Raw genomic sequence first — 15,499 nt, forward strand, 5'->3', positions numbered from 1 at the left:
ATAATCTGCTCTTCCGTAAATCTCTGCTTCTTCATAAGTCCGTCCTCGATGGGCCGGACTCTAATCCAATCTGGAGGAAATTCTCAGTGGCAGGTCATTTGGTCCAAGGGCCTCACGAAGCGCGATATTGCGAATGATCTTAATCTACCATGGGAAGAGATCGAATCGCTTGTTTTTGGGCTGACCGGGTCTTCTCTGGTGCGGCCCACAGAGGGTAACCTATCCGTTGTAAGTCAAAAGCGCTAATGCACACCGGCGGGCGCTCATCTCGAATGCCTAGCCGGGCCTGCAATGTTCAGTCCAACCTACAGCATCATTGGCGCTGTGCCGACAATGTGGCCCTACCGCTCGAAATGAGGCGTGTCACAAATTAAATGAATACAACTATTCTAACATTGAGAGAGAAACCTTGTCACCCAAGGCAATTTATGGCGGAGAGGGTGGGATTCGAACCCACGATACCCTTGCAGGTATGCCGCATTTCGAGTGCGGTGCATTCGACCACTCTGCCACCTCTCCGCATGCGCGAACGCTTGCGTTGCGCGCTCCTCTTAAACATCAATGGCCGGGCTGACAAGGGGAATTTCGTGTTTGTGTCACAAATTATTCGTCATGGGTGAGGCTGGGGAAATGCATCGGCTTCTGGCCGTTTTCGCAGATATTTTTAAAGGGACGCGCACGACCCGCAGGGGTGCGCGTCACATTCGATAGCAGCGTCAGATCCGTTGATAACGCCGCAAGATTTCCAGGATTTTTTCATCCTGCTCTTTATCCGGCAGAAGAGCCGGTTGGCGGCTGGCGCCGACGGATGGGTCCTGGAGATAAAGCGAGCGTTTAACCATGGCCGGTGCGAAACCGAGGGCGTAGAGATCGGTGCGGAAGTCGGCGTAGATTGCCTGCTGGCGTTCGGCCTCGGTGATATCACCGGCGTTGAAAGCATTGAGAATACCGGCCAGCACATCCGGCAGCGCGTTGCCGAGGCCGGAAATGCAGCCTGCCGCACCGTTCTGCAACGACCAGAGAACGAGGTGATCCGGGCCGGAATAGACCTCGAAGCCGGGCATCTCCTTTGCCACCTGAAGATAGGCTTCGAGCGTCTGCTGAGCGCCGCCGGAATCCTTGATGCCGGCGATATTGCCATGGGTGGCGAGTTTGCGGGCGGTTTCCGGCTCTATGTGGTTCTGGGTGCGGGCGGGAATGTCATAGAGATAGACCGGCGTTTCAACGGCGTCAGCCACCGTCGAGAAATGGCGGATCAAGCCATCCTGCGTGCAGGCGATGAAGAAGGGCGTGATGACGGCGATACCGTCGACGCCGATGCGGTCGAAGGCTTTGGCAAGTTGCAGGGTTTCGAATGTGGCGGGCATACCCGCATTCACGATCACCTTGGCACGGCCGGCAACTTCGTCCACCACCTCTTCCGTCAGCCGGATTTTTTCCGCATGCGTCAGCGCGGTAAAATCGCCATTTGTGCCGGCACACATGATGTTGTTGCCGGCCGCCACCTGGCGGCGCACCTGCGCACGGGTTGCCTCATAGTTGATGGTTTCGTCCTCGTTGAAACAGGTGACGAGCGCGACGAAAGCTTGCTTGCTCATGAAAGAACTCCGCTTGAATTTCCGATGGCGTCACCGGCACCGGCCGGATGACGCTGAGATTGCATGTCGGGGTCGGGATCGAGGCTCGCGGATAAAAGGGCACGGGTATAGGCCTCGCGCGGCGCTTCGAAAACCTGGCGGACCGTGCCGAACTCCACCACCTCTCCCCGCTGCATGACCATGACGTGATCGGCAAAATCCCGAACCACCGGCAAATCATGCGCGATGAAGATGAAGGAGAGGCCCATTTCGCGGCGCAGCTTGTCCAGCAGTGCAATAACCTGCGCCTGAACCGAAACATCGAGCGCCGAGACCGCCTCGTCGCAGATGATGAGCTTCGGTTCCAGCGCCAATGCGCGGGCAATCGCGATCCTCTGCCGTTGACCGCCGGAGAACTGATGCGGATAACGGCGCATATGTTCCGGCGAGAGACCCACCTGATGCAGCAATTCGGCAACCCGCTCACGCCATCTTGCTCTGGGCAAGATCTCAGGATGGATGACCCAGGCCTCGGAAATCAGCTGAAACACCGTCATGCGCGGATTGAGCGACTGGGTGGGATCCTGAAACACCATCTGCAAATCGCGCCGGAGCGCGAAGAGTTCGGCAGGCGGAAGCTTGAAGAGGTCGCGACCCTTCCACAAGGCGGTGCCCGCATCCGGCTCGTCTAGCCGCAAAAGAATACGCGCCAGCGTCGATTTGCCGGAACCGCTTTCGCCGACGACCGCGATGGTTTCGCCTTCCATGAGGTCGAAGGAAATGCCCTTCAGCGCCTCGAAGGCGCCGTAACGCTTGCGCACATCACGCACGCTGAGCAGCGCTTCGCCCGTCGCCTGCGACTCGTGCATGTCGCCCCTGCCGGGTGCTGCACTGATGAGCTTGCGGGTATAGGGATGCTGCGGATTGCGATAAACCTCGCGCACCGTGCCGGCCTCGACCAGAACACCCTTTTCCATCACCACCACCCGGTCGGCGATTTCGGCAACGACGCCGAGATCATGGGTGATGATGAGCACGGCCATGCCGGTTTCCCGCTGCAATTCCTTGAGCAGCGAAAGCACCTCGGCCTGCACCGTCACGTCAAGCGCGGTGGTCGGTTCATCCGCGATCAGGAGATCGGGCCGAAGAGCCAGCGCCATGGCGATCATGACGCGCTGGCGCTGGCCACCCGAAAATTCATGCGGATATTTCTTCAAGGCCCCGTCCGGGTCGGGAATGCCGACGCGGGCGACAAGCCGCCTCGCCTCCGCTTCGGCCTTTGCCTTGTCCATGCCGTGGGTGGTCATCGCCTCACGGATCTGCCAGCCGACGGTATAGACCGGATTGAGATGGCTGAGCGGGTCCTGAAAGATCATGGCGATACGCCGGCCGTTGATCTCGCGGCGCGCTTCGGCCGGCATGGTCAGTAGGTCCTGACCATCAAGCAATATCTGGCCGCTGCTGATATGTCCGGGCGGCATGTCGATGAGGTTCATGATAGCCGAGGACGATACCGACTTGCCCGAGCCGCTTTCGCCGAGGATGGCCAGCGTTTCGCCACGGTCGAGATGGTAGGAGACATCCTTTACCGCATGGACGACACCGCTTGCGGTGTGGAACTCCACGGAAAGGTTGCGCACGTCGAGAAGATGGTCAGCCATGCTTGCTGCCTTTCATTTCCAGCCGCCAGCGCTGCACGGGATCAAGCGCGATGCGCAGCCAGTTGGAAAGCAGGTTGAGCGACAGGGTGGTGAGGATGATGGCAAGTCCCGGCCAGAAGGACAGCCACCAGGCATTGGTGAGATATTGCCGCCCCTGCGAAATCATCAGGCCCCAGGTGATTCCCGGCGGCTGAATGCCGATGCCAAGGAAGGACAGCGCGCTTTCCGCCAGCATCACATAGGCGAAATCGAGCGTGGCGAGCGTCGTCAGCGTCGGCAACACGACGGGCAGGATGTGGCGGAACAGGATGCGTTTGCCCGATGCGCCCATGACCCTTGCCGCCTGCACGAACATGCGTTCGCGCACCTCCAGCACCTCTGCCCGCGTGGTGCGGATGTAAACGGGAATGCGGGTGATGGCGAGAACCAGCATCAGGTTGAGAATGGAGGAACCGAGCAGATAAAGCACGATGACCGCGATCAAGAGCGACGGGAACGACATGATCACATCCGCAAGCCGCATGATGATCTGGCCGACACGGTTGGAGGAAAAACCGGCGATCAACCCGAGCACGGTGCCGGTGATGGCGGAAAGAAGCACCGCGCCGGCGGCGATCATCATCGTGTTTTGCGTGGCGGCGACAATGCGCGCGAGAAGCGAGCGGCCGAGCGCATCCGCCCCCAGCCAGAAATACCACTCGCGCTGCCAGTCGAACGGGGCGAGGTTGCGCCCGCGCAGGTTCTGTTTCGTCGCCAGATCGCCAAGCCAGGCAGGGCCGACAAAAGCGAGGATAACGACGATGATGAGGAAGATCGCGGCGCAGAGCGCGAATTTATCCGCCCACAACATGCGCAGCATGCGTCTTGCGAAGGACGGCTCGGCGATGATTTCGGTGTCGGCGCTGGAAAGGCTCATGGCTGAACGGCCTCCTCAGTGCCGGATACGCGGATCGAGGAGCGCATAGGCGATATCGATCAGAAGATTCATCAGGAAGATCGCCAGCGCGGTCACGAGAATGGCAGCGAGCACGACGTTGAAATCGCGCTGCAGAATGGAATCGATCATCAGCTTGCCGACACCGGGAAAACCGAAAATGGTTTCGACGATGACAGCACCATTGAGAAGGCTTGCTGCCTGGTCGCCAATGACGGTGATGACCGGCAGCATGGCGTTTCGCAAAGCGTGAATGAAGATGATCGGACCCGACTTCACGCCCTTGGCGCGCGCTGTCTTCACATAGGCAGAGGACAAAGCGCCGATCATCGAGCCGCGCACTACCTGCACGATAATGCCGAAGGGGCGCACAAACAGGACCGCAATCGGCAATATCCAGTGCAGCACGGAGCCCGTTCCCGACGTGGGCAGCCAGGCGAGATTGACCGAGAATACGACGATAGCGACAATCGCCAGCCAGAAATCCGGCACGGATGCACCGATGAGCGAGATGCTCGAGGCCATGCGGTCGAAGAAGCCGCCGGATCGGAAAGCCGCAAGCGAACCGATGACGATGGCGGCGGTGGTAACGAGCGACATGGTGATGACCGCGAGCCACAGCGTCCAGACGAAAGCCTCCAGCACCACATCCAGCGCTGGGCGGGCTTTTCTGAGCGATTCTCCGAGATCCCCAGTCATTACATCGCCCGCATAACGCAAAAACTGCACCATCAGCGGATCATTCAGCCCGTGCAACGCCCGGAACTGCTGCTTCAACTCTTCCGAAGCCTCCACCGGCAGAAACAGTGCGGCCGGGTCCCCCGTCAGGCGCGACAGGAAAAAAACCATGACGATGAGGCCGATCAGGGAGATCAGGCTTGCAACGGAACGTTTTCGGATGAAGCTCAGCATGGTTGCCTCCGGTTTTTCAATGCGGCGGCGGAGCTTTCGCCGCGCCGCCGCTTCTCAATTGACAAGACACGGGGTCTTATTTGATGCCGATTTCCGAAAGCTGTAGCATCGAGTTGGTGGCGATGGTGGGCTTGAAGTCCAGCCGTTCCGAGACGCGGGAGAAGCCGACCATGTGGAACAGCAGCACATCTGCCACCACATCGTCGTGCAGATAAGCGATCAGTTCCGACCAGAGCTTGGCGCGTTCGTCACCCACGGCTGCGGACGCACGTTCGATCAGATCGTCCACCTTCTTGTCCGAGAAGCCGGACTGAGTGCCCTTGGTGGCATATTTGAAGAACATGGTGAAGGACGGGTCGCCCTTTGAGTTGTCGTGCATGGCGGCGACGATCTGCGGTCCGCGGCCTTCCTTGAAGGGCTTGGAGTAATAGCTCTCGTGCTCGGCCACCTCCACGAATTTCAGGTCGATCTTGAAGCCGACATCCTGCAATTGCTGCTGGATCGCTTCCATGATCTCGGTGACGTTGGGGAAGTTAGCGGTGCGCGCGATGATGGTGATCGGCGTGTCCACCTTCACACCAGCAGCCTTGGCTTCCTCGAGCAGCTTTTTTGCGCCCTCGGGGTCATAGGGGAAGACCTTGACGTCGGGGTTCCAGCCAAGCGTGGTCGGCGGAACGAGAGCGGTGGCCAGCACGGCACCTTCCGGAACCAGCGTGCCGAGGAAGGCCTGCCGGTCGATGGCAAGGTTAAGTGCGCGGCGCACCCGCACGTCGTTCAGCGGCGCAATATTGTGATCGAGACGCATATAGACCGTCTCGCTGTCGAGATAGGAAAAGTCGGTCTTCGTATTGGTAGCGTCGAGCTGCGAAATGGAAGGCGAAAGATCGGCTTCGCCGGTCTGCACCATGGCGGCGCGAACCGAAGGATCGGCGCGGAAAAGATAGGTCGCTTCCGTCACCTGCGGCTTGGCGCCCCAATAGTCGTCGCGTGCGGTGAGGACAATCTGCTGGCCCGGGGTCCAGTTGGTCAGCTTGTAAGGCCCGGTGCCGACAGGCTCGCGGATGAATTCCATCTTGGTTTCTTCGGGCACGATGGTGACGAGCGACATGAGGAGCGGCAGAATGGGCTGCGCCGGGTCGGTCTTGAAGTCTATCGTGTGGTCATCGACGACAGACGGGGTCACCGTCATGCCGCCGAAATAACGGCGGGACTCGCAGGCGTTCTTGTCGCTCATGATGCGTTCGAAGCTGTGCTTGACGTCCTTGGCGTCAAATGTCGTGCCGTCGGAAAACTTCACGCCTTCACGCAGGTGGAAACGCCAGCTTCCATCGGCATTCTGCTCCCACTTCTCGGCGAGGCGCGGCTGAACGCCCTTATTGCCGCGAACATCGAGCTCGGTCAGCGTCTCGCTGACATTTTCCATGATGATGCGGCCGATATTGGAGCGGGTGGCCATGCAGGGCTCCAGCAGGTCCGCCTCTTCCGCCAGCACGATCTTGATCGGCCCCGATGCCGCGAGCGCCGGCGAAACCGCGGCGCTGAGGGAACCCAAGACCAGGGCGCCCGCAATCAATGACTTCTTCATTCCGTTCTCCTCCCAGATTCAGAAATTCAGCAACATGGCGGCGCGCCGCAAGGGGCATCTGAAAATCCCCATCTCCTGCAATGAGGAGCATGGCATGCGGATGATTGTCTCCTCCACCCGTAAATAGAGCATCGGCGTTATCGCATTTTTTGTCAATTTATTTTTCGAAGGCAATTTTTATTCAAACCAAATCCATTATTTTTCTTGTTTAAAAACAAAGATTTATTTCAGAAAACCAAAAACGATTGATCCTCTTTTTTTATCAAATAAACTTGACAACTTTTTGAATATGTCATTTTCATCGGAACAAGAGGAGACCACGATGACCCCTGATGACATCGCTCAAGCCATGACCGGAGCCATACATGCCGTGTCGAAAGACCGGCAGGAAGCGTTCCTGCCGTCACCTATGATCCAGAACCATGCGAGCTTCCTGCACCTTCTGGATGACGGCACCCTGCTCTGCGCATGGTTCGGCGGCACGCTGGAAGGAAAATCGGATATTTCGATTTTCGCATCCGTGCTGACAGCGGGTGCAACCCGCTGGGGACCGCCGCAGCGCCTGAGCCACGACCCCGCTCATTCCGAACAGAACCCGGTCCTCTTCACTGCGCCAGATGGCGTTCTCTGGCTGTTTCACACAGCCCAGCCCTCCGGCAATCAGGATGAATGCCGCATTCGCATGGCGCGCATCCACCGCGACGCGACTGCACCGGAGAAGCTTATTTCCGAGGAAGGCCGTTTTCTCGATCTCCCGCAGGGCTGTTTCATCCGCGCACCGCTGCGCATCCGCGATGGCGGCGTCTGGCTGCTGCCGATCTTCCGCTGCGTCCAGCGCCCCGGCCAGAAATGGAACGGCAGCCATGATACGGCAGCGCTCGGCATATCCACGGACAATGGCGCGACTTGGCAATTGCAGGAGTTGGAGGAATCGACCGGCTGCGTGCATATGAGCCCGGTTGCGGTGACGGATGGGCGCTACGCCGCCTTCTTCCGCCGCCGTCAGGCCGATTTCGTTTATCGCACCGAAAGCACCGATGGCGGCCGCTCGTGGTCAAAGCCGCAGCCGACCGATGTGCCCAACAATAATTCCTCCATTGCCGTGATCAGTCTCAACGATGGCAGGCTGGCTATGATCTGCAACCCCGTCAACGCCGCGCAGTCGAGCGATCGCCGCGCCTCGCTTTATGACGAGCTGGGAGAGGAAGACGACAGGCCGGATGCCGATCCGAGCGGTGGCTGTGTGCCGGTCTGGGGCGTGCCGCGTGCGCCGGTTTCTATCTGCCTGTCCGACGATGACGGGCGCAGTTTTACCACCCGGATACTGATCGAAGACGGGCCGGGCACCTGCCTTTCGAACGATTCGACCGATGGGCGCAATCTGGAAATGTCCTATCCGTGGCTTCTGGAAGCGCGGGACGGTACGCTGCATGCGAGCTACACCTATCATCGCCGCGCAATCAAATATGTCCGGCTGGCGCCCGGCTGGGCTAACGAGAACGACGGGAGACAAAGATGAGCAACATCATTGGCATCACCATGGGCGACCCCTGCGGCGTCGGCCCCGAGATCACGGTGCGGGCGCTCGCCGAAATGTCTGCCCCGGATCGTGCGGCGACGCGGATTTACGGCAACCTCGCCACGCTGGAAGCGGCGCGGGATGCGCTCGGCGTTGATATCGATCTCACTCAACATGTGGTCGACCTGCCTGTGGAGGGCGCGCCGCTGCCCTGGGGTACATTGTCGCCAGTGGCCGGAGACGCCGCGTTCCGCTTTATCGAAAAGGCCGTTCGCGATGCCGAAGCGGGCGCAATCGGCTGCATCGTCACCGCGCCGATCAACAAGGAAGCCCTGAATCTCGCCGGTCATCATTATGACGGGCACACCGGCATGTTGCGCAGCCTCACCGGCTCCTCGGCCGCCTATATGCTGCTCGCCTCCGAACGGTTGAAGGTCATTCACGTTTCCACCCACGTCTCCCTGCAGGAAGCCATTCGCCGGGCGACGACGGAGCGGGTGCTGGCAACCATCCGCGCCGGCAACGCGCATCTGAAGCGCATCGGTTACGAGCGGCCGCGCATCGCGGTTGCCGGCATCAACCCGCATTGCGGTGAAAACGGCCTGTTCGGCACCGAAGATGACGACCAGATTGCGCCAGCGGTCGCTGCCGCCCGCGCCGAAGGCATCGAGGTGCAGGGGCCGATTTCCGCCGATACCGTGTTCCACCGGGCCTATTCCGGCGCTTTCGATCTCGTCGTCGCGCAATATCACGATCAAGGCCATATCCCGATCAAGCTTGTCGCCTTCGACACCGCCGTCAATGTCTCTGTCGATCTGCCGATAGACCGCACCTCCGTCGATCACGGCACGGCTTTCGATATCGCCGGCAAGGGCATCGCCAATCACGGCAACATGAATGCGGCCATCGCCTATGCGCGCAAGCTGGTGGCGGGCAAGGAACGGAAGGAATGAGCACCATGTCGACAGCTCCCATTCTCATCCACCAGCCACGACGGCTCGCCGTCGGCGCCGGCACCATTTCACAGGTCGGCACCTGGGCGGGAAAAACCGCATCGACCCTGATTATAGCCACACCGCTGACGGCGAAATTTGCCGGACGGCTGCAATTGCAGGGCCCTTTCACGATCTTCGACGCCATTCCCGGCGAGCCGGACACAACAACGCTGGAAGCCGCCCTTGCCGCAGCACGCGCCGCCAAGCCAGATCTCGTCATCGGCCTCGGCGGCGGTTCGGTAATGGATGTGGCGAAGCTGGTCGCTGCCCTCTGGAATTCCAACCAGTCGCTTGAAGACGTGGCCGGGCCGAACAGGGTTGCCGGACGCAACACACGGCTGGTGCAGATCGCCACCACTGCCGGCACCGGCTCGGAAGCCGGCATCCGTTCGCTCATCACAGACCCGGTGAAAGGCAACAAGATCGCGGTCGAAAGCCCTTATCTGATCGCGGATTTCGCCGTGCTCGATCCGGAACTCACCTATTCCGTCCCATCAGCCGTTACGGCGGCAACCGGGGTGGATGCCATGGCCCATTGCGTCGAAGCCTTCACCAACCGCAAGGCCCATCCGATGATCGACGGTTTCGCGCGCATGGGTTTTGCGCTGGTCGGCAAATATCTGGCGCGCGCCGTTCGCGACGGTGCGGATACTGAAGCACGAGAAGGCATGATGCTCGCCTCCTATTATGGCGGCATCTGCCTCGGCCCCGTCAATACGGCGGCCGGCCACGCCATCGCCTATCCGCTCGGCACGCTTCTCAACCTGCCGCACGGGCTGGCAAACGCCATCGTCTTTCCGCACGTTCTGGCCTTCAACCAGCCTGCGGTTTCGGCGAAGACGGCGGAAGTGGCAGGAGCGCTCGGGCTTCGCGAGCACCTTTCGCCGGACGATCTGCGCAAGGCGGCAACGGATTTCTGTGCCGGGCTCGGCATCGAAATGTCACTCGCACGGCATGGCGCGACTGAGGCCGATCTTCCCCGATATGCCGAGGATGCGCATGCCATCCGTCGGCTAATGGACAATAATCCCGTCGATATGAGCGTCGAGGACGTGCTCGGCATTTACCGCCACGCCTTCTAAGCAAAAATCCGGTGCGCGGACGCGCATCGGTCTTCGGCCGCCCGCTTAATCCGCGTGCGAAGACTCGAACAGGCGGTCGCGCGATCCGGTCAGGTGCTGGAGCATCAACTGGCGCGCCGCCTCTGCGTCCCCATCGGCAATCGCCTTTGCGATTGCCTCATGCTCGGCGAAAACACGCGTCAGGCCGGATGCCTCCCGCTTCACCGACATGCCGTGGAACTTCATTCCCATTGCAATATGGTCCTTGAGCGCTTCCATCGCGGTGGAGAAATAGCTGTTTCGCGCCGCCCGCGCGATGGCGAGGTGGAACTGATAATCGGCATCCTCGCGGTGGGACTGACGATTGGTCGCATCCCGCATCAGTTCGAGCGCCTTCCGGATCGCAGCAAGCCTCTCGCCATCGTGCCGCAAGGCTGCCGCGGCCGCCGCAGCCGGCTCCAGCGTCAGCCTGAATTCGTAACAGTTGAGAAGATCAGCAACGTTTTCAAGCTGCCCGAAGCCAAGCGGCTCGCGCAGGCCAAAAGCCCTGACATAGCTGCCGGAGCCCCTGCGGGAATAAATGAACCCCTGCTCGCGCAGCCGCCGCAACGCCTCGCGCACGACAGGTCGCGACACTTCGAATTCCATGGCGAGTTCATGCTCTGTCGGCAGCCGCTCATCCGGCTTGTAGGCCCCGGATTTGATCGCCCGGTGCATTCTCTCGAAAATAATGTCCGGAAGTGCCTTGCGCGCCGTTTCTTTCATCAGCCCCATCTGGTCAGCTCTCTCCAGCGTCATTGTCGCCAAGCATCATTTTCGCTATCCGTTTCAACGTGTCAGCTTGCCCAAAACCGCCGGATTTCGCAATGATGCATTGATCTCCGGACCAGCCGACCCCGAGACCCGGCAGGCATTCGCCGGCAAGACGCAGGCGCGAAACGCCCATGGCCCGCAGCACGGCCTCTGCCGTGGCTCCGCCCGATAACAGCAGCCTGGCGGCGCTCGCGGTAAGATGCGGCACGACGCCCTCCGCCAACCGGTCTGAAACCGCAAGTGGCGACAGATTTTCCATACCCTGCGTCGCTTGAACCAGCGTCAGAGCGGCACCGTCATCGGTGTGGCGGGGCATGACGCCATTCGGCGCCTCTATGATCGAGACAGGTCCAACGCTTTTGAGAACGTCGATCTGCTCCACCGTGATCGGATCGCGGGACCCGATGACAAAAAGCCCCCTGCCGGGTGGAATGATCGCCGCTTCAGGAACAGCCTGCGCCGTCATCGCTTCAGCCAGCGCCTCGGCAAGCCCACGCGCGCCAACCAGAAGATCGGCCCCTTCCGCCTGCGCAGCGGCGAGAGCTTCCCTGATATCGCCCTGTGATCGCGTGTCGGGTATCGTGCAGCGGCCGGCATGTCCGCCCAGCCTTTCATGAACCGGAATGGCAGCTTCGACGCCAAAGCCGGAAACGGCTCCGCCAGTAACGACTCGTCCGAAATCCGGAATGGCGGGCGCGACAAGCGCGTGCCGATAGGAAATCGCATCCATTTCCGCCGCAATATGCCCTTTCAGGCGGGAATCGATCTTCTTGAAAAGGACAGCATCGGCGGGAGCCAGCCCCAACAGTTCCTGCGTGCGACGCCGGGCTTCATCCGCTTCGCCATCGCGGCAGCCGAGATTAACGCTAAGGACGGCGGGCGCATCCGCCAGCGCCGCACGCACACCGTCAAGCCCGATCGCAACCTCGGTCGCCAGCCCACGCCCGGCAAAGGGGGCGGCGGCGTCGAGCGCTCCGGTCAGATCATCGGCAAAAATCAGCAGCACGGGCGAGGCCTTCATAAAAGTTGTAATGTTTTACGTCGATAAACTTATTTATAATCAATAGATAAATAGATGTGAATAACAAAAATTATGGCGCAGCTTTTCGGATTGACCAATTCAGCCGCAAAGAGGTTCAAAGAAAGAAAGAGGAAATCGAAAACGGCAAAGAGAACGCCAAACGCGGGCCGCGGCCATATATGGCGAGACGGCCGAGAGATGGCGAACGAACAATGTCGCTAGATGAACCGGAAGGGCAGGCCCGAGATGAGCGCCTTGACGAAGCGCTTTTTCTGAAAGCGTCCATTCAGCGATACACGCGGTAACTGCGTCGGCTTTTCAAGGCTGTGGGAACCGATAACGCCCGCCTGCGTGGTCACTGCCGCGGAAAATCCTGCATCCTGAACCGCTTTTGCTTCCCGTTCCCCCACGGCTTTTACCCAGCCATAGGGATAGGAAAAGGACCGTGGCATTTGGTCGGCATAGGCTTCCACCCGGCGCGTCGATTCCGCGATCTCATAAGCCAGACGCGCCGCATCCACCTTACGCATATTCACATGCGTCATGGTATGCGCGCCGAAATGCACCAGAGGGTCCTGCGCCAGCGCCATGAGCTCATCTTCATCCATGACAAGTTCGTCCACGATCGCGATGGGATCGACGCCATGCTGCCTCGCGACATGATCGATCCTTTCCACCGCCTCGTCTTCCGAAAAGTTCTGGACAAAATCTTCAAGCCGCGTGAATGCCTCCGCTTTCTGCGAAGGGCTGGCGCATGCCACATGCTCCGGCCCCGCCCCGAAATCGAATTCGAACGACGCGACTTTGTGCGTCAGGGCAGCAGCGGTTTCCCACCAGAGGCTGCGTGTTCGCTCCACAAAACCCGGCGTGATGAAAATCGTGTAGGGAACGGCATATTTACGGAAGATCGGCGCAGCATAGTCGGCATTGTTTCGATAGCCGTCATCAAGCGTGAAGGCGCAGAACGACCGGCCCTCGTGATTATCGGCAAGCAGAGCCGGCAGATCGTGCAGATGGACTGGAACGAGACCGCATTCGAGTGCGGCCTGTATCGCCTCTTCCAGAAATTGCGGCGTGACGGACAATTGCACATTGGGTGCGAAAGCCGAAAGAGCCCCTCCGGGGCGCACATGATGAAGCGTGAAGATCACACCACGCCCGGCGAAAGACGGAAATGCCGAACGGACGGCCGGGAGAGAACTCACCTCCAGCCCCACCCTTATGGCCCCATATTTCACAAGTCGTTTTACCGGTTGAAAAAACACCCTCCCCGATTGTCCTGATGTCAGGCCGGGAAGAAGGCGTTTTCTCACGACTCTCGAGACCGTCAACGGCAGATCGATCAGACCCGGCAAGGGATCGTTCGGCGCAAAGGCGGCCCAGCTGCGGATATTGCGAAGAGAAGCGAAATAGTCGCCGATTTTCGCCTGCCCTCTCCGGGCCAATGTGAAGGCGGCAACGGTATCACGGACAAGATAGGACCAGGAAACGCCCTGCCGCGCATTGCCGGGCTGGCCGACCGGCTCGCCATTGGCGACCCGCCATAGCAGGGCGCCAAGGTCGATGCCCGCCGCAGAGCAAAGGCCAAACCATGACCATGGGCGCGGATTGACATCGAGAAGCTTCAGTTTTCCGTCCCGGCCGTCGAGCTTGAATTCCGCCTCGACCAGCCCGCTATGGCCGGCCGATTTCAGTATTTTTCGGGCCGCATCCACCGCCTGCCCATTGTCGACGACCTCGACACTGGTGCTGGTATAGCCGAAATCGACAGGATATTGCCGGGCGCGCCGGGCAGTGAATTCTGCGACCGGCTGTCCGTTCAGCCAGAGCGCGGCGTAGGAGAACTGGCTTTCTCCCCCACCCGGAATGAGTTCCTGTACGACGACATTGCCAGCGCCGATCTCTCCACTCGCATCGGCAAAAGCCGTTTTCAGAGCATGTCGGTCATCGGCGCGAATGACTTTCGCTCTGGCGATGGTGGTATTGCCACCGCCCATATTCGGCTTGAGAATGACGGGAAACAATATGTCCAGCGTATCGATGTCAGCGGCCGATGCCAGCGCATAGGTTCGCGGAATACTGACGCCAAGTTCTGCGGCGCGCTGATAAAGCAGCGGCTTTTCGCAGAGCCATTGCAGCGCGGTCCAATCCGGCAGGATGATTTTGTAGAGCGAGGACAGTTCCTCACGATGCTGTGCAATGAGCTGGACCTCTCCGTCGCCGGACGGCACCAGCAGACAGCCCTTCAAACCATGCTTGTCGGCCATTTGACGCAGGAACGGCAGTGCCCCGGCATCATGCGGGCCGGCCCAGCGGATTGTTTTCCGCACGAAACGCGACCAACCCGGCAAAGGGGAATCGTGGGTGAGGTAATAAACGGGCACATTCAGGGCGCCGAGGCTTCGGGCAAGGGCGAGCGTACCGTGAGCGCCGCCGACAATAACAACACCTGGAATGGTCAAAGCCTGATCCCCGTCCTATTCCATATCTTGATCGCAAAAATTGATAAATAAATTGGATATTTCTAAAGTATTGAGCGGACGGACATCGAATTGCGAAAAATCCGAAACGCCGATGCTTTTAATCTTTTGCAGGCGCTTCGGAATTGCGTTGAAAAGAAAATGAGGATGCCGCCTCACGCCTCCTTGCGGACAGGACGCGGATCGCCGTTGTCGTCCACCGCGACCATGATGAAAACGGCCTCCGTCACCTTCTCGCGTGAATCCTGATAGTGCCTGCGGGTCCAGGCCTCGATCTTCAACGTGACGGAGGTGCGGCCGATCTTTTCGATTTTGGTGTAGACACACAATGTGTCGCCGATCTTGACCGGCTTCTTGAAGACGATCTCATTGACTGCGACGGTGACGGTGCGGCCGCCGGCTACATCATTGGCGCGGACGAAAGCGGCAAGGTCCATCTGCGACATGACCCAGCCGCCGAAAATATCGCCGGCCGGATTGGCATCGGCGGGCATCGCAAGCGTTCTGAGCGTGAGTTCCATATCGGCGGGCGGTTGCTGGTCCATGTCTCAAAGTCCTTTCACAAGCCTCCCGCTGCCGGACTTAAACAACCGCGCCCCATCCGCCAATAGCCGATTTGTCGCGGCAGCCCTTCCAAAACAGCAAGGAATCACAGAGCCATCGTAAGCTTCGGTTAACCATGATGAGGCACGATTCCAAAAAACGCGAGGGCATCCGAATGGCCTACGACTGGAGTGGAAACAACACAATACAGCAGCGCTACGACCGTATCGTCCTGGCGGTCGCCAGCGTCGTCGCCATCAGCCTGGCGACCGGCACCCTTGCCCTGCGTTCTCAGGTAGAGCCGGACACCACCATAAGCCTTGCCAAACAGCAGCGGCTCGATTCGGACAAATGGCATTTGCGGCTCTAGTCCGCTCGGACCAGCCCGATATCCAATG

13 protein-coding genes and 1 tRNA gene are annotated in these 15,499 nt (G+C 59.8%); 4 read left to right on the forward strand and 10 right to left on the reverse strand.

The window, feature by feature from the left end; genetic code table 11:
- Positions 1 to 429: 429 nt before the first annotated feature.
- The 6 genes from ACQZ40_RS18450 to ACQZ40_RS18475 all read right to left on the reverse strand — a co-directional run bounded on the left by ACQZ40_RS18450 (position 430) and on the right by ACQZ40_RS18475 (position 6,669).
- A tRNA-Ser gene (locus tag ACQZ40_RS18450) sits at positions 430 to 519 on the reverse strand.
- 197 nt (positions 520 to 716) lie between these two features.
- Positions 717 to 1,598 carry a dihydrodipicolinate synthase family protein gene (locus tag ACQZ40_RS18455; protein WP_059757841.1) on the reverse strand — a complete coding sequence of 294 codons (882 nt, stop codon included), beginning with the start codon at positions 1,596 to 1,598 and terminating at the stop codon, positions 717 to 719.
- Entirely contained in the window at positions 1,595 to 3,238 is a 1,644-nt protein-coding gene (locus ACQZ40_RS18460) for an ABC transporter ATP-binding protein (RefSeq protein ID WP_448748422.1), read from the reverse strand. The genes ACQZ40_RS18455 and ACQZ40_RS18460 overlap by 4 nt, the downstream gene beginning before the upstream one ends.
- The gene (locus tag ACQZ40_RS18465; protein WP_448748423.1) at positions 3,231 to 4,154 is read right to left on the reverse strand and encodes an ABC transporter permease; all 924 of its coding nucleotides are present in this window, start codon (positions 4,152 to 4,154) and stop codon (positions 3,231 to 3,233) included. The genes ACQZ40_RS18460 and ACQZ40_RS18465 overlap by 8 nt, the downstream gene beginning before the upstream one ends.
- A gap of 15 nt (positions 4,155 to 4,169) precedes the next feature.
- Entirely contained in the window at positions 4,170 to 5,084 is a 915-nt protein-coding gene (locus tag ACQZ40_RS18470) for an ABC transporter permease (RefSeq protein ID WP_035262398.1), read from the reverse strand.
- Positions 5,085 to 5,160: 76 nt separating this feature from the next.
- Complete coding sequence (locus tag ACQZ40_RS18475; RefSeq protein ID WP_448748424.1) at positions 5,161 to 6,669, reverse strand: ABC transporter substrate-binding protein; 1,509 nt, start codon at positions 6,667 to 6,669, stop codon at positions 5,161 to 5,163.
- 322 nt (positions 6,670 to 6,991) lie between these two features.
- Here ACQZ40_RS18475 and ACQZ40_RS18480 point away from each other — a divergent pair, with 322 nt between their 5' ends.
- Genes ACQZ40_RS18480 through ACQZ40_RS18490 form a run of 3 tightly spaced genes read left to right on the forward strand, consistent with a single transcriptional unit; the run spans position 6,992 to position 10,265 of the window.
- Positions 6,992 to 8,188, forward strand: a complete 1,197-nt coding sequence (locus ACQZ40_RS18480) for a sialidase family protein (protein ID WP_448748425.1) — start codon at positions 6,992 to 6,994, stop codon at positions 8,186 to 8,188.
- Positions 8,185 to 9,141, forward strand: coding sequence for a 4-hydroxythreonine-4-phosphate dehydrogenase PdxA (gene pdxA, locus ACQZ40_RS18485; protein WP_080854188.1), 957 nt, complete (start codon positions 8,185 to 8,187; stop codon positions 9,139 to 9,141). Before ACQZ40_RS18480 ends, pdxA begins: the two co-directional genes overlap by 4 nt.
- Positions 9,138 to 10,265: an iron-containing alcohol dehydrogenase gene (locus ACQZ40_RS18490; RefSeq protein ID WP_448748426.1), complete on the forward strand. Its 1,128-nt coding sequence runs from the start codon at positions 9,138 to 9,140 to the stop codon at positions 10,263 to 10,265. The genes pdxA and ACQZ40_RS18490 overlap by 4 nt, the downstream gene beginning before the upstream one ends.
- Positions 10,266 to 10,310: 45 nt before the next feature.
- On the opposite strand, the gene ACQZ40_RS18495 is transcribed toward ACQZ40_RS18490, so the two are convergent.
- From ACQZ40_RS18495 to ACQZ40_RS18510, 4 genes are all read right to left on the reverse strand, one after another.
- The gene (locus tag ACQZ40_RS18495; protein ID WP_035260774.1) at positions 10,311 to 11,018 is read right to left on the reverse strand and encodes a FadR/GntR family transcriptional regulator; all 708 of its coding nucleotides are present in this window, start codon (positions 11,016 to 11,018) and stop codon (positions 10,311 to 10,313) included.
- A 4-nt stretch (positions 11,019 to 11,022) separates the two neighbouring features.
- A complete protein-coding gene (locus ACQZ40_RS18500) occupies positions 11,023 to 12,063 on the reverse strand; it encodes a four-carbon acid sugar kinase family protein (protein ID WP_142846625.1) in 1,041 nt (346 codons plus the stop codon).
- A 233-nt stretch (positions 12,064 to 12,296) separates the two neighbouring features.
- A complete protein-coding gene (locus tag ACQZ40_RS18505) occupies positions 12,297 to 14,540 on the reverse strand; it encodes a polysaccharide deacetylase family protein (protein WP_448748427.1) in 2,244 nt (747 codons plus the stop codon).
- A gap of 173 nt (positions 14,541 to 14,713) precedes the next feature.
- Positions 14,714 to 15,103 carry an acyl-CoA thioesterase gene (locus tag ACQZ40_RS18510; protein ID WP_035260778.1) on the reverse strand — a complete coding sequence of 130 codons (390 nt, stop codon included), beginning with the start codon at positions 15,101 to 15,103 and terminating at the stop codon, positions 14,714 to 14,716.
- A 173-nt stretch (positions 15,104 to 15,276) separates the two neighbouring features.
- On the opposite strand from ACQZ40_RS18510, the gene ACQZ40_RS18515 reads away from it, so the two are divergent.
- Positions 15,277 to 15,471, forward strand: a complete 195-nt coding sequence (locus tag ACQZ40_RS18515) for a hypothetical protein (protein ID WP_003519634.1) — start codon at positions 15,277 to 15,279, stop codon at positions 15,469 to 15,471.
- Positions 15,472 to 15,499: the final 28 nt, after the last annotated feature.

This window comes from Agrobacterium sp. 16-172Ci (assembly GCF_053522725.1).

What these genes read in the sequence shown, in the direction of transcription:
- ACQZ40_RS18470 (WP_035262398.1), bottom strand. Translation starts at nt 5,084, where the DNA reads ATGCTGAGCTTCATCCGAAAACGTTCCGTTGCAAGCCTGATCTCCCTG.
- ACQZ40_RS18490 (WP_448748426.1), top strand. Translation starts at nt 9,138, where the DNA reads ATGAGCACCATGTCGACAGCTCCCATTCTCATCCACCAGCCACGACGG.
- ACQZ40_RS18455 (WP_059757841.1), bottom strand. Translation starts at nt 1,598, where the DNA reads ATGAGCAAGCAAGCTTTCGTCGCGCTCGTCACCTGTTTCAACGAGGAC.
- ACQZ40_RS18460 (WP_448748422.1), bottom strand. Translation starts at nt 3,238, where the DNA reads ATGGCTGACCATCTTCTCGACGTGCGCAACCTTTCCGTGGAGTTCCAC.
- ACQZ40_RS18465 (WP_448748423.1), bottom strand. Translation starts at nt 4,154, where the DNA reads ATGAGCCTTTCCAGCGCCGACACCGAAATCATCGCCGAGCCGTCCTTC.
- ACQZ40_RS18475 (WP_448748424.1), bottom strand. Translation starts at nt 6,669, where the DNA reads ATGAAGAAGTCATTGATTGCGGGCGCCCTGGTCTTGGGTTCCCTCAGC.
- pdxA (WP_080854188.1), top strand. Translation starts at nt 8,185, where the DNA reads ATGAGCAACATCATTGGCATCACCATGGGCGACCCCTGCGGCGTCGGC.
- ACQZ40_RS18515 (WP_003519634.1), top strand. Translation starts at nt 15,277, where the DNA reads ATGGCCTACGACTGGAGTGGAAACAACACAATACAGCAGCGCTACGAC.
- ACQZ40_RS18510 (WP_035260778.1), bottom strand. Translation starts at nt 15,103, where the DNA reads ATGGACCAGCAACCGCCCGCCGATATGGAACTCACGCTCAGAACGCTT.
- ACQZ40_RS18480 (WP_448748425.1), top strand. Translation starts at nt 6,992, where the DNA reads ATGACCCCTGATGACATCGCTCAAGCCATGACCGGAGCCATACATGCC.
- ACQZ40_RS18495 (WP_035260774.1), bottom strand. Translation starts at nt 11,018, where the DNA reads ATGGGGCTGATGAAAGAAACGGCGCGCAAGGCACTTCCGGACATTATT.